The organism is Paenibacillus sp. J31R122 (assembly GCF_056269185.1).
Map to the genome: position 1 here is coordinate 243,730 of NZ_JBWDNM010000003.1, position 13,552 is coordinate 257,281.

Here is a 13,552-nt window from a genome sequence, read left to right on the forward strand (position 1 = left end):
TGGAGGGAAGGGTTATGGAGAAAAATCAGACGTCGGATTTGATTATAAACGGGGTTAGTGGTGCGGGAGGAGGAACGTACGATAACGTTAATATAGATGGTGTTGGCAACGTCAGTGGCTCAATAGTGACGCGTAATTTTAGAGGGAACGGGCTTATGCATTTGAATGCTGACATTACGGCAGAGGAAATGGAATGTAATGGCAGGATGAAAGTGAAGGGCAATCTGCGATTTGGAAATATGAAGGCTGACGGTATGCTTACAATCGGGGGCGGTCTTAGTGGCGAAAGCTGTACACTGAACGGAATGATGAGTATAAAGGGCGATTGTGAGCTTGAGAATTTTACTGGCAGGGGAGGCTTCTCGGTCGGAGGTTTGCTAAGTGCGGGCCAAGTAGAATTCTGCCTCTATGGGCAGGGGAAAGTCGGTGAGATTGGTGTGGAAAGCCTTGTTATCCGGCAAGAGAAGAAGGGTGTCTGGAGTAAGCTCTGGAGCGGCATGATTCCGAAATTAAAATCCGAGCTGCGTGCAGGGGTAATTGAGGGAGATTATATTGACTTGGAATTTACGACTGCGGATATTGTTAGGGGCAATGTCGTAAATATCGGCCAAGGCTGCTCTATTGGACGTGTAGAATATCGATCGAAGCTAACCGTTCACCCTGGTGCGAAAATTGTGAAGGAGGAGAAGTTGAATGACTGAACTGATCCGGACTCAATTGAAAATACTAGGCACGACAACGTCAGCGGGCGGCTTTTATGAAAATGTACACATAACAGGAGAGTGTCAATTTAACGGGGATGTAGATTGCCATAAGCTGAGCTTGACTGGGCAAGCACATATAGCTGGAAGCCTCCGAGCGAAAGATATAAAGATAACAGGCGAATGTATCGTTAATGGCAGCCTTGACGGACTTTCCTTGCGAGGTCGGGGTGAGGTGAAGACAACTGAGGGGCTAAGGATAGATCGGTTAAATTTTTCTGGAAACCTAGATGTAAAGGGTGATTGTGAAGCGGAGGAGCTGCAGCTTTCCGGCGCAGCCAGTGTGGATGGATTGCTGAATGCGGACCGTCTAGTTATAAGTTTGTTCGGTCCTAGCGGTGCCAAGGAGGTTGGCGGCAGCATGATTAAAATCAAACGAAGCAAAGCTGGTAGACTTCTGAAGCTGATGAAGAATACGGAAGTGGCCTTTTTTAATGCTGGATTAATAGAAGGGGACAGTGTGGAGCTCCAGTATACGAAGGCTGATATGGTTAGAGGTGAACATGTAATCGTAGGTACGGATTGTGAAATTGAGATGGTGGAGTACAGAGATACACTGAAGGTCCACAAGAACGCAATTGTGAAGCAACAGGTAAAGCTGTGATTTAAATGTTGATGAAGCATAGATGGCATAGCGTGAGTAATACGAGCAAACTAGATACGAGCATGAAACAAATGCCAAAACCACTGAGAAATCAAGGGTTTTGGCATTTTTGCCGAGATTACAGTTATGATACTTTTGGTCAGTCGACATAAATAGAGTCTTGTAGTAACTTCAGTCTAGTTAGGTATGGAGTCGAAGTGAAAATTAATAACCAAAAAAAGGATATCAAGCGCACAGTCGTATAAGCACTTCGGCTTGCCTTTTTTGTTATAATAGTCATTATGGAAGACCTTCTATAATTGAACGGTTTGGGAAGGAATGAACAATGAACATATTTAAACAATTAAATGAGATGATATTTCATGTCTCCCGCGTCGAGCACATTCTATGTACAGATGAATGGCGGCTGGACTCACATTTTCTATCAACCTATCAAATTATGTTTGTTAATAGAGGTACTGGTACCTTAAGCATTAATGGAGAAACCCATCTAGCTGAGGCGGGCAAAACATTTTTTCTGAAGAAAGGAAAAAAAGTTCAAGCCACATCTAAGCCACTAGAACCGATGGAGTTCTATATGATCTCTTATTCGTACAGGAGTCGGTATCGAACGAACGGAAAATGGCAGTTGTTTAAGGAGGAAGGGATTGAATTTCCGATTGAGGGAGAGGTATATGTCGGGAATCAATTGCAGGTGCTCCGTTTGTTAGAACAATTGTATGAAAGTACAGAAGAACAGGCTGATCTTAGGGAATATCGGCAAACAAGCTTGTTCATGGAATTCATCTACATGGTCATGAAGGAAATTCAAGAACCAACGGATGATTCGATAAAGGGGATGGAGCTTACCTTCGACTACTTGAAAGAGAATTATATGAAAATGACTTCACTTGAGCTTCTATCCCAAATGGCAGGCTATAGCCCGAGTTATTATTCCCGTTTATTTAAGAAGATCAAGGGAGTCAACTTGACATCCTATATCACCAAGCTGCGGATAGAACGCGCTAAAGAATTGTTACTCCTGTCTAATAGTTCTTTCCAGAATATTGCTCAATCGGTAGGGTACAATGAAGAGTCTTATTTTAGCCGAATGTTTAAGAAAGAAACAGGGAACAGCCCAGCTCATTACTTGAGAACGCATCAAAAGAAAATTGCTATTATGCGGCATAGCTTTAACGGTGATCTGTTAGCCTTGGGAGTGACGCCTCATGTATCTGTTCGATTATCAAATTGGAATCATTTTCACCTTAAAGATCAATTGAAAAATTCCCATCTAATTGTGTCCTATGATCCGCATAAACTAGATGACTTGATTCGATTCCAGCCTGACATTATTGTTAGTAATCGTGAATGGGGGGAGCAGAACAAAGACCTATCGCAAATCGCTCCAACGGTTGTTATTTCCTACTGGGAGTCGGAATGGAGAGAGAGATTTCTACAGATTGCGAACATTATGGGGAAACATAAGGAAGCAAAAGCATGGATGCACCGATACGACAAAAAAGCGATACAGGCTAAGGAAGCCTTAAGAGCGGAGATAGGTGATAAAACAGCACTTATACTGAGAATTATTGGCGGTAAGCTACGAGTATATGGAATGGACCGTAATATGGGCTGTGTATTATATCAAGATCTTCAAATAACCCCGCCGCAGGAAGTGAAGGGGATTAATTGGAGAAAAACAATATTAATTGAGGAACTGCCGAAGTATGACGCTGACATTATCTTCATGATGTGTTCATCCAAAGCAGCCGATCAGAAGTTATGGCAGCATGTACAAGAAAGTGTAGAATGGAAACAATCTACAGCGGTACGAAATCATCAATGGTATATGATAGACATGTTTCCATGGATTGATTATTCAGCATTAAGTCATGATCTGATGATTGACAATGTCTTGAACTTGCTCCTTCCCCGATGAAAGTTCTCAAATAACAAAAAGCTTCAAAAAACGGAACAAAATTGTTCATGGTTTAATTGAAGTCTACCGTTTATAATCTGTTAAGCATACAAATGAGAATGATACTCAATACTACTTGAAAGTGTGAGAAGAACAGAAAAGCTTTAGGGGGAGAATGAACGATGTTTGGTATGAAAAAATCAACAGTTTCAATTGTTGTTATTTTGAGTCTTTTATTATTGGCTGGTTGTAATGGGAATAATAAGGAGAGTTCAAGTACGAATGCTGGCAGCACGAATAATTCTAGTGGAACAGTAGCGACACCACAGCCTTCTGATACAGGAAATGCGTCACAAGAGAAGATTATTAAGCACGCATGGGGTGAAACGACGATAAAAGGAACACCAATTAAGATCGTCGCACTGGACTATGCATTTATCGATATGTTAAGTGTTCTTGATATTCAGCCTATCGCTACAGTAGGGATAGGGGAGTCTGGCTTTCCCGATTATCTCGTTGATAAATTAGACGCGTCAAGCATCACCAATGTAGGTCAAGCGAAACAGCCGAATCTGGAAGTACTCACATCCGTGAAGCCTGATCTCATTATCGCGAATCCAGATCGACACGAGATGATTAAGGATCAACTCTCTGATATTGCGCCCACCATTGCTTTTGACGATGACAATTACGAGGAAGTATTGGCTAATCTAAGCCTACTTGCTGATGTGGTTGGCAAAAAAGAACAAGGTGAAAAGGTGAAGCAAAATATTGAGTCCAAAATTAAGCAAGGTATGGAAAAGATGAAGACGGCTCCTAGTGTTTTGGTTGTTGGTGCGTTTGAAGATGAATCAACAGTATGGCTTAAAAATTCATTCGTAGGTTCACTGCTAAGTGGGATTGGAACTAATTATTTGTTTGAAGGTGAAAAGGATAATACGGCTGCCGAAAGTAAAACAGATATTGCTAAACTTAGTCTTGAACGGCTTGGCGAATTTAACCCTGACTATCTCTTTGTTTATGGAGAACCTGAAAAATGGCTGGCAAATCCAATCTATAAAAACTTAAAGTCGGTTAAAGAGAATAAAGCTATTATAGTGAGTCGGGATCTTTGGTCTAAAGGCCGCGGACCACGTGCGGCAGAACTCATAATTGATCAAGCATTGGAAATAATGGCAGGCGATAAATAATATCATACCCGGGAGGTGGAGCAGTGAAACAACTGCATTCGGGCATGCGGGAGCAGACAAAGTCTGCTCCCTATCTGTTCGTAGGATTGTTTGTACTCGTAATTGTTTTAGGAGTTATTGGCACCTTTGCCGGTGTGAAAGGGCTAAATTGGAGTAATTGGTCGGACTTGTTGAATCGAGAAGAATCGAATTTACTGGCCTATAAAGTTTGGGGAGTCCGACTTCCGCGAGTTGTGTTGGCTATCATACTAGGCGCCGGCTTAGCTGTTGCGGGGTGCCTGTTGCAAGGAATAACAAGGAACCCATTAGCTGATCCAGAAATTATAGGTATTAATCAAGGGGCATGCTTTTTTGTTGTTTTATCATTGGTTTTGTTCGGACTGGAGGATGTATCGGTCACAATTCTCATTGCTGGCTTTATCGGTGCTGCTGTGGGAGGGAGTCTTGTTTTTATTTTGTCTCAACGTGGAGGCTATTCAGGAACTCGTCTGTTGCTAGCGGGAGTTTCAATCGCCTTATTCATGGGCTCTTTAACGACTGGATTCTTAATACTTAATGAAGATAGCTTATCCGAAATATTATACTGGATGGCTGGCAAGCTATCAGGAGCCACATGGATAGATGTAAAGCTAAGTCTATTTTGTGTTGTTCCTGGTACTTTGATAGGTTTATTGTTTGCAAAGTCCTTTAATATTTTTTCATTGGGTGAGGATGTGGCTATGGGACTTGGGCAAAATGTGGCTCGCCTCCGCAAATTCGCTTTTTGCATCATTATTGTCATTATAGGCGGAGCGGTAGCCCTTGCAGGCCCAATCGGATTCGTGGGCTTAATGGTTCCCCATATGGTCAGGTCACTAGTTGGGACGGACTATCGAGTCGTGTTTCCTTTATCAGCATTAGCCGGAGCTTGTCTGCTCCTTGCCGCTGATATAGGCGGGCAATGGGTCTTGTATCCTACAGATACACCTGTTGGAATTGTTACTGCACTTTTAGGTACCCCCTTCTTTCTATATCTGATGCGCCGGAAAAAGGGGGATAGTTAAATGAATAATAAAAAACAGCGTTTTAGGCTTACTATTTTTGTAGGAAGTCTACTCTTACTCATATTTATCGTGCTTAGTTTGCGTCTCGGGGCTGTAAACATTCCATTTAGTCAGTTAGTAGAAGAGATTACCCAGAGAGAAGGTATTGTTTTTGATTATCGGCTGCCACGTCTGATTATTGCCAAATGTGTTGGTATCAACATGTCAATAGCCGGTGCCATGCTGCAAGGTGTCACAAGAAATCCTCTTGCCGCACCCGATGTCATCGGGATAACCGCCGGAGGCGGGTTGGCCACGGTCATCCTCATACTGGCATTTCCTCAATTTTCACAAAATATGCTACCTTTCTTCGCGTTTGGCGGTGCAATATGTGCGGGTTTGCTTATTTTCTTATTGGCATATAAAAAAGGAATTAAACCTGATCGCCTTGTGCTTTGCGGAGTCGCTGTGAGCAGTGGCTTACAGGCTCTTATCACATTAATGATTGTGAAGTTTGCCCCAACTGCGGCGCAGGCACTTGTCTGGCTCAAAGGCAGCTTATATGCTCGCACATGGGAGCATGTGGATCTTATATGGCCATGGACAGTTGTAGGCACAATAGCAGCCCTACTGAGTTACCGTCAGTTAAATGTTCTTCTGCTAAGTGAAGATACAGTAGTCGGCTTAGGTTCGAAAATTAATCGGACAAGGCTGATGATGATTATTATCGCAGTTTCGTTAGCTGGGAGTGCGGTGGCGGTTGCTGGTACGATTGGGTTTATCGGTCTAATAATCCCTCATCTCGCAAGATTATTGGTCGGATCTGACTTTCGTCTGAGCTTGCCCACTTCAGCTGTACTAGGGGCAGCTTTAGTTGTTCTTGCCGACACGGTAGGACGTATTGTGATAGCGCCGATAGAAATTCCTGTAGGTATTATTACATCGTTGATCGGTGCCCCGTATTTTGTTTATTTGCTTTTGAGAGGCAGGATATCAGCGAAATAGGAGCCGAAAAAATCGATGAGCCATTCTGCCAGCTGTTTTTGAGCATGGCTTATAAAACGGTCGGAACGATATACTAGCTCTAAATGGCGAAATGGCGTGTGTTCAGTAATAGGAATGGATACGATATCATTGTGATTCGGCAGGCCTTTCAGCATATTTCTAGGCTGAATTGTAGCGCCTATACCGGCACGGACGAGTTGAAGAAGTGAAGTAGCTGTACTTGTTTCCATAACAGTCGTTAAGGAAAACCCTTGCTCTCTGCATACATCCTCTACAAGATCACGTCCAAGAAAGCCTCGAGGATACATGACTATAGGGAGATGTTCTAATTCGTGAAGTTTAATTTCCTTCTTGTCAGCTAGCGGATTTATGGTGGAAGCAAGCAAATGATAAGGTTCCGAACCAAGAGGTACTTGTACTAATCGAGTGTCCGATGTACTTCTTAGTCCAATGCCAATATCCACCTTATTGCCGAGAACCTCTTCTTGGATACGGAGCGTCGAAAAAGCTTGGAGCTGTACAGCAGGAAACTTCTGATGAAAATGAATAAACAAGGGTACTAGCTGGAAATCCAAATCTGAAGGGAGAACACCGAGACGGATAGTTCCTCGTTCTCCTGAAGAGAGCTCAAGTATACTTTTTTTTGCATCCTGCTCTGCTTGAAGCATTTTCCCTCCATGGAGGCGCAGCAGTGACCCAGCTTCTGTTAAAACAATTTTTTTGCCTATTCGGTCAAAAAGCGGCGTTCCAAGTTCGTCCTCAAGTACACGAATCTGTTGGCTTAGCGTTGGCTGACTGATTCCAAGATCATTGGCTGCTTTTGTAAAATGTAGATGCTCACAAACGGCTAAAAAATAATGAATATGTCGAGTGTCCATCGAAATGCCCCTTATTATAATAGATAATTACTATTATAATAATAGAAATGATAGTATTGATCAATGTTTAATCAACCTCTATACTCAAGTTACTTAAATTGAAAAAAATAGAGGAGTGACACAGAAGTCAGATGGGAAAATATTATTTATTACTTGCGATTTTTTTGGCAGCATTGAATTTGAGACCAGCCATTACATCTGTTGCTCCATTACTGGAGACTATACAAACAAGCTTAGGTATGAGTGGCTTAACGGCAAGCTTGTTGACTACGCTTCCTGTATTATGTATGGGTGTGTTTGCTGTTTTGGCGACTACTATTCGTGATCGCTTAGGACTGGAACGCACCATTTTTATAGCTTTAATTCTTATTACGGTTGCAACTGCTTTGCGAGGTGTTGGAAGCTCGGGAGCTATGCTGATTATAACCGCTGTTATCGCAGGGACAGGCATCAGCATAGCTGGACCGTTATTGTCTGGTTTTATTAAAAAATACTTCCCAAAAAATCCAGGTATTGTGAGCGTGTATTCTGTATCGATGACAGTTGGTGCAGGAATAGCTTCGGCGTTTTCCATTCCAATTTATACACGTACGAATCAGAGCCTTTCCCTAACACTTGCATGCTGGTCTGTACTTGGGCTGGTTGCATTGATCATTTGGGCGGGACTTATTAAGCGAAAGGAATTAACTGATCACTCAGCGCGCTCCAAGCTTCCTATTCATAACAAGCGCGCAATGAAAATGACCTTGTTTTTTGGGCTAATGTCGAGTATGTTTTATTCCTTAACAGCTTGGATATCACCAATTGCTCATAACTTTGGTTATAGTAAATCAAGCGCTGCGATGATGCTTACGGTGTTTACAATTGTGCAAATACCGGTAGCCATGACTCTGCCATCGATAGTATCTCGATTTGGCAATCGCAAATTGTTTCTGGTGCTCTGCAGCTTATTTGAACTTGTTGGTATTATAATGCTTTTGCTGCATTTGCCAATGATGCCTGCAGTAATATGCCTTGGCATAGGTGCAGGTGGGTTATTTCCGCTTGCTTTAATGCTGCCGATTGTTGAAACAAAAACAGCTGAGGAAGCTGGCGCATGGTCAGCGATGACGCAAAGTGGCGGATATATCATTGGTGCAATGGGGCCTCTTGTTATTGGCTTGATCTATGACAATATGGGAAGCTTTACACCTGCTCTTGTGACTATGCTCGTTGTAATCCTGGTTATGATCAGTGTGCAGTTACAAATTAACAACAGTGAAGTATCAGAGAAATCCGAGGTTAGAGGCGGATAGACAAATAAATAGGCTGCTTGGAGAAAATTCGAACGAGATTGCAGTCGTTCGGATTTTAACTTTTATCTCTTTCTACATTTTCAAATTTTCTTCACTGTAAGTAGGTATCAATGATTGTTGACAGCAGCTTCAATTTCTAATATATTATATGCATGTGCATGCATTAAGATATTTTCTTAAATGTTTGTGCTCATGAGCATACTGATCTTAGATCTTATATAAAGAGGAGAGATATCGTGAAGGATTTATTTACACCTTATGAAACAATGGGGTTAAAGCTGAAAAATCGTGTGGTTATGCCCCCTATGTGCCAATATTCTGTTAAAAACAAAGACGGAATCGCTACGGATTGGCATTATATACATTATGTGAGTCGAGCAATCGGCGGTGCAGGATTAATTATTATTGAAATGACGGACGTTGAGCCTGACGGTCGTATTTCGGATTTTGATCTCGGAATTTGGTCCGATGATCAGATTCCTGCGCTGGCCAAAATTGTTGAAGCATGCCATTCCTATGGCGCTAAAGTAGGCATTCAAATTGCTCATGCTGGACGCAAGGCCGAAGACGCGGCGGTTCCTGTAGCTCCATCTTCCATTCCATTTAATTCTGAGTCTAAAACTCCAAGGGAGCTGACGACTGAGGAAGTGAAAGAGATGGTCGAGAAATTCCGTTTGGGCGTAGAACGGGCTGTCAAAGCGGGATTTGATGTCATTGAGCTTCATGGAGCGCATGGTTATCTCATTCACCAGTTTCATTCGCCGCTTACAAACCGCAGAACTGATGAGTATGGACAAGATCGAGCTTTATTCGGTAAAGAAGTCATTCATGCCGCAAAAAGTGTAATGCCGACAGATATGCCTTTAATCATGCGTATTTCTGCTAAGGAATATGTAGAGGGCGGATATGACATTAACGAGAGCTTGAAGTTCAGCGAGGTATATAAAGAAGCGGGAGCAGATATTTTCCATATCAGCGCTGGCGGTGAAGGACCTATTGCAGCTGCAGGAAAACCAGGGACACATGCAGCTTATCAAGTGCCGTTAGCACGAGAATATAAACAAAGCCTAAATGTTCCTGTTATTGCGGTCGGAAGATTGGATGAACCAGTGCTTGCCAATGCGGTAATCGGCAATGAGGAAGCTGACCTTGTTGCGGTAGGACGGGGAATGTTGAGAAATCCATATTGGACATTAGAGGCTGCAGTTCAACTTAGTAAAGAAACAGCTATTCCTAAACAATATGGACTTGGATTTCCTAGAAAGAAATAATAAATAATAGTAAAATCGGTGCTGTGTTTGTGCGAGACATGAAAACATAAAGGTATGGTCGTTTATTGATAATGCTAATGTTATAATAACATAAGGAAAGTTCAATAAATTCATCAATAGCTTTATGCTCTGGAGAGGAATTGTAAGATGGTAAATATCCTTAACAATGACCTTATAACGAACTGGTTGACATTATCGCATATACAAATGAACGTATCGAATGAATTAGAAGCTAATTTACAAGAAAAGCATAGCTTGTCTTTAAAAGAATTTTATTTGTTGTTATTTTTGTCTGAGTCACCGGAGAAAAAACTGAAATTGCAAAATTTGGAGTCGATGGTTGGTTTAAGCCAGAGTGCTTTATCTAGGCTAGTTAGCCGATTTGAGGCAAAAGGCTGTGGAGCTTTGCAAAGGCATGCATGCGATAGTGATCGCAGAAGCATCTACACCTCTTTGACACAAATAGGTCAAGACAAGATCGACAGGGCTCAAGAAACCTTTAAAGAAACGTTATTAGCAGCTTTTCCTGAAAATGAAATAGAAAAGCTGCTGCAACAAATGCTTCGTGCAAAACAACAATAGAATTTACCTAATTACTAAATGACCTGTCGCCCGTATTTATTAGGCGGCAGGCTCCATTAGGAGTCAAAAGGATGGACCAAACCACATTCAATGATGTGGTTTTTTTGCGAATAATAATTGTAATTGATAACTCGGAGGAAGGAGCGTATGATAGTTTTTATGTTTTAATTTAGGGGAATCTGACACCAAGGGGTTTTATACATGCAAAAGCTATCGAGGCTGCAAACTTTTCTGCTGCTTGCTTTTTTAATTATCGTTTGGGGAATAAACTGGCCCTTATCAAAATTCGCGTTGACGTATATGCCGCCGGTACTATTCTCAGGTACAAGAACGCTTCTGGGAGGCATTCTACTTTTAATAATCGCTATTCCAAGATATAAAAGCCTGCATTTCAAAGAAACGTGGGCCATTTATCTGATATCCGCACTAGTTAATGTGATTTTGTATTATGGTCTTCAAACGATAGGTCTAGAATATTTACCTGCAGGGCTTTTCTCAGCCATTGTGTTTCTTCAACCAGTACTGGTCGGCATATTTTCATGGATGTGGCTCGGAGAACGGATGAACGGTTTCAAAATTGGGGGACTCATTCTCGGTTTTGCTGGGGTGGGCATCATCTGCAGCGGAGCAGGCGGCTTGTCCGGCCATATTTCTGTCACAGGCATTTTGCTGGCACTGGGATCAGCGCTCAGTTGGGCATTGGGAACGATTTATGTCAAAAAAACAGGCCCACGCGTGGACCCGATCTGGCTAGTTACACTTCAATTACTTATAGGCGGTTTGTTCATGACCGTATTAGGATCGAGTATTGAAAGCTGGTCCGACGTAACTTGGAAGCCAGCTTTTATTTTGACTTTGTTATTTATATCTATATTTGTCATTGCAATCGGATGGTTGGTGTTTTATAAGTTAATGGATTCCGGCGAAGCGAGCAAGGTGGCTTCATTTACTTTTCTAATACCATTAATAGCTATACTGACGGGTACCCTTTTCTTAAATGAGCCATTTACCCTTTCACTACTGATAGGACTCGTGTTCATTCTTCTCAGCATCTTTTTTGTAAACAAGCGGCCTTCTCGTGGGAAATGAGCTACCTATATCTCCAGCCATTGCCGATAACAGGCTGCTGCTGCGCATAATTAAAATTTTGATGCGGCATATGTCCATACGCCTGGTTGTAGTAAGCATGATTAGATTGTGATGGATTGGCTGATGTTTGATTTTGCTCTCTAGTTTGATTGCAATTGAGAGGTGGTCCGATGACCACGGTTTCTGTAATGGGAGCTAGTGTTTCTTTCACTTGTTCCTCATTGAGGCAATACGAATGAGCAAACACACTCGCCGGTGTTAATCGCAACAGGTCAGAACCGCCAATAAATTCAGGAATCGGAGCATCAAATATGGCTAATAAATGGGTATGATCGACGGTAGCAATTTCATAATGCCACCAGCCTTGAGGTACGTTAGCAACTTGACCTGGCTGGATAGGGAAATTGAGAAGCTCTTTCGTAAATGGATTAATCAAAGAAACAACGGCTGCACCTGAAATGCAATAAACCAATTCGCTCGCATTTTGATGGGTATGGGGCTCGATTATATTTCCCGTGCTCAGATAAATATCGAGCAGAGAAACATTACCTAACGTATTTAGTTGGTTGATGGAAAGAACATTAATAAAATTTGAATTATCTTTCTTGAAAAAAGTATTGGTATTCACATCGTACGTAAATTGTACGGATGGTGAGGTATAGTCTATATAAGAAACGGTCACTTTTATTCCCTACCCTTCATTTCAACATAGGCCTTTGACTGATGGGTTATCTTATGTGCCCGATGAAGAGAAAGTGATTGTATTTTAAAGCTCGGTTGGTTCATCCATTTGAAATCTATCGATAACTGGGTCAACGTAATATGCTCACAAGGGGAAGGTGATGGTCTGTGGCAGCGGAGGCAGTGCACCGGATATCCAAGAGCGACATCTTACATTTATCATGCGTTATGCATTTTGTTAGAGGAGGCCTTTTTCCATTATGAGAATATTAGCTGGAATTGATATTGGAGGCACCAAATGCGCGGTAAGTTTGGGCAAGCTGATGAATGCTGAAATAGAGCTAATTGTCAAACGGAGCTTTCCAACACCTTCGACTCCGACAGAAACGATTCACAGGTTGCTGGCTACTTTAGAAGAATTGCTTCAAAGTTATAGCCCGGGCGCCCTTGAAGCCATTGGAATTAGCTGTGGAGGTCCATTGGATAGCAAACGAGGGCTTATACTGTCACCTCCTAATCTTCCGAATTGGGATATGATTGACATCATAGAGCCGTTTAAACAGCAATATCAGGTAACCGTGGGTTTGCAAAATGATGCCAATGCTTGTGCTCTAGCAGAGTGGAAATGGGGGGCAGGCAAAGGTTGCAGCAATATGATATTTCTAACCTTCGGTACGGGCATGGGAGCAGGACTCATATTAGATGGTAAACTATATAGTGGTACGAATGATATGGCTGGTGAAGTAGGCCACATGAGGATGGAAGACACAGGACCTGTTGGTTATGGCAAAGCAGGTTCCTTTGAAGGCTTCTGCAGTGGAGGCGGGATCACTCAGTTAGCGAAAGCTATGACTCAGCAAAGAATCCAAGCGGGTAACCCGCCGTCATTCTGCCGAACCTTACAAGAATTGTCCTTGATCACAGCTCAGAAGGTTGGAGAAGCTGCCCAGCAAGGCGATCCGCTTGCTTTAGAAATTTATGAACGAGTAGGCCGAAAGCTAGGGAGAGGACTCGCTTTATTGGTGGACATTCTTAATCCGGAGCGTATTGTGATTGGCAGTATTTATAGTAGACAGCTACATATTCTAGAGCCAATAGTTATGGAAGAATTGCAACGTGAGGCATTAAGTTATGCCTTGTCTGTATGTCAGGTTGTGCCCGCAGGTCTTAATGAACAAGTAGGGGATTATGCGAGCCTGTCGGTTTCTTTGCATGCCTTGGAAGGCTTGGGCACGGAATAAATCGCTCAAGGCAATAAAGAAGTTATCTTTGGA

Annotated in this window: 13 protein-coding genes; 11 read left to right on the top strand and 2 right to left on the bottom strand. The window is 42.3% G+C overall.

Annotated features, from left to right (window positions below; translation table 11 throughout):
• Positions 1–14: 14 nt before the first annotated feature.
• From AC0YN7_RS07345 to AC0YN7_RS07370, 6 genes are all read left to right on the top strand, one after another.
• Positions 15–701: a hypothetical protein gene (locus tag AC0YN7_RS07345; RefSeq protein ID WP_475809304.1), complete on the top strand. Its 687-nt coding sequence runs from the start codon at positions 15–17 to the stop codon at positions 699–701.
• Positions 694–1,365: a hypothetical protein gene (locus AC0YN7_RS07350; RefSeq protein ID WP_475809305.1), complete on the top strand. Its 672-nt coding sequence runs from the start codon at positions 694–696 to the stop codon at positions 1,363–1,365. Before AC0YN7_RS07345 ends, AC0YN7_RS07350 begins: the two co-directional genes overlap by 8 nt.
• A 325-nt stretch (positions 1,366–1,690) precedes the next feature.
• On the top strand, positions 1,691–3,286 hold the full coding sequence (locus tag AC0YN7_RS07355; protein WP_475809306.1) for an ABC transporter substrate-binding protein: 1,596 nt from the start codon (positions 1,691–1,693) through the stop codon (positions 3,284–3,286).
• A gap of 161 nt (positions 3,287–3,447) precedes the next feature.
• Entirely contained in the window at positions 3,448–4,455 is a 1,008-nt protein-coding gene (locus AC0YN7_RS07360; RefSeq protein ID WP_475809307.1) for an ABC transporter substrate-binding protein, read from the top strand.
• 23 nt (positions 4,456–4,478) lie between these two features.
• Positions 4,479–5,498, top strand: coding sequence for a FecCD family ABC transporter permease (locus tag AC0YN7_RS07365; protein WP_475809308.1), 1,020 nt, complete (start codon positions 4,479–4,481; stop codon positions 5,496–5,498).
• Positions 5,499–6,482 carry a FecCD family ABC transporter permease gene (locus AC0YN7_RS07370; RefSeq protein WP_475809309.1) on the top strand — a complete coding sequence of 328 codons (984 nt, stop codon included), beginning with the start codon at positions 5,499–5,501 and terminating at the stop codon, positions 6,480–6,482.
• On the opposite strand, the gene AC0YN7_RS07375 is transcribed toward AC0YN7_RS07370, so the two are convergent.
• Positions 6,446–7,360: a LysR family transcriptional regulator gene (locus AC0YN7_RS07375; protein ID WP_475809310.1), complete on the bottom strand. Its 915-nt coding sequence runs from the start codon at positions 7,358–7,360 to the stop codon at positions 6,446–6,448. The genes AC0YN7_RS07370 and AC0YN7_RS07375 overlap by 37 nt on opposite strands.
• 131 nt (positions 7,361–7,491) lie before the next feature.
• Here AC0YN7_RS07375 and AC0YN7_RS07380 point away from each other — a divergent pair, with 131 nt between their 5' ends.
• The 4 genes from AC0YN7_RS07380 to AC0YN7_RS07395 all read left to right on the top strand — a co-directional run bounded on the left by AC0YN7_RS07380 (position 7,492) and on the right by AC0YN7_RS07395 (position 11,597).
• Positions 7,492–8,655: an MFS transporter gene (locus AC0YN7_RS07380; RefSeq protein WP_475809311.1), complete on the top strand. Its 1,164-nt coding sequence runs from the start codon at positions 7,492–7,494 to the stop codon at positions 8,653–8,655.
• A 236-nt stretch (positions 8,656–8,891) separates the two neighbouring features.
• Positions 8,892–9,926, top strand: a complete 1,035-nt coding sequence (locus tag AC0YN7_RS07385; protein ID WP_475809312.1) for an NADH:flavin oxidoreductase/NADH oxidase — start codon at positions 8,892–8,894, stop codon at positions 9,924–9,926.
• A 147-nt stretch (positions 9,927–10,073) separates the two neighbouring features.
• Positions 10,074–10,508, top strand: a complete 435-nt coding sequence (locus AC0YN7_RS07390) for a MarR family winged helix-turn-helix transcriptional regulator (RefSeq protein ID WP_475809313.1) — start codon at positions 10,074–10,076, stop codon at positions 10,506–10,508.
• A 201-nt stretch (positions 10,509–10,709) separates the two neighbouring features.
• Positions 10,710–11,597 (top strand): DMT family transporter, encoded by an 888-nt coding sequence (locus AC0YN7_RS07395; RefSeq protein WP_475809314.1) that lies wholly within the window; start codon positions 10,710–10,712, stop codon positions 11,595–11,597.
• Between the two features lies 1 nt (position 11,598).
• On the opposite strand, the gene AC0YN7_RS07400 is transcribed toward AC0YN7_RS07395, so the two are convergent.
• Positions 11,599–12,279 carry a cupin domain-containing protein gene (locus AC0YN7_RS07400; RefSeq protein WP_475809315.1) on the bottom strand — a complete coding sequence of 227 codons (681 nt, stop codon included), beginning with the start codon at positions 12,277–12,279 and terminating at the stop codon, positions 11,599–11,601.
• A gap of 259 nt (positions 12,280–12,538) precedes the next feature.
• Here AC0YN7_RS07400 and AC0YN7_RS07405 point away from each other — a divergent pair, with 259 nt between their 5' ends.
• Positions 12,539–13,519 (top strand): ROK family protein, encoded by a 981-nt coding sequence (locus AC0YN7_RS07405; RefSeq protein ID WP_475809316.1) that lies wholly within the window; start codon positions 12,539–12,541, stop codon positions 13,517–13,519.
• Positions 13,520–13,552: the final 33 nt, after the last annotated feature.

Bases quoted from the DNA above. Each gene is read 5' to 3' on its own strand.
- AC0YN7_RS07345 (WP_475809304.1), top strand. From the start codon at position 15: ATGGAGAAAAATCAGACGTCGGATTTGATTATAAACGGGGTTAGTGGT.
- AC0YN7_RS07350 (WP_475809305.1), top strand. From the start codon at position 694: ATGACTGAACTGATCCGGACTCAATTGAAAATACTAGGCACGACAACG.
- AC0YN7_RS07355 (WP_475809306.1), top strand. From the start codon at position 1,691: ATGAACATATTTAAACAATTAAATGAGATGATATTTCATGTCTCCCGC.
- AC0YN7_RS07360 (WP_475809307.1), top strand. From the start codon at position 3,448: ATGTTTGGTATGAAAAAATCAACAGTTTCAATTGTTGTTATTTTGAGT.
- AC0YN7_RS07370 (WP_475809309.1), top strand. From the start codon at position 5,499: ATGAATAATAAAAAACAGCGTTTTAGGCTTACTATTTTTGTAGGAAGT.
- AC0YN7_RS07375 (WP_475809310.1), bottom strand. From the start codon at position 7,360: ATGGACACTCGACATATTCATTATTTTTTAGCCGTTTGTGAGCATCTA.
- AC0YN7_RS07380 (WP_475809311.1), top strand. From the start codon at position 7,492: ATGGGAAAATATTATTTATTACTTGCGATTTTTTTGGCAGCATTGAAT.
- AC0YN7_RS07390 (WP_475809313.1), top strand. From the start codon at position 10,074: ATGGTAAATATCCTTAACAATGACCTTATAACGAACTGGTTGACATTA.
- AC0YN7_RS07395 (WP_475809314.1), top strand. From the start codon at position 10,710: ATGCAAAAGCTATCGAGGCTGCAAACTTTTCTGCTGCTTGCTTTTTTA.
- AC0YN7_RS07405 (WP_475809316.1), top strand. From the start codon at position 12,539: ATGAGAATATTAGCTGGAATTGATATTGGAGGCACCAAATGCGCGGTA.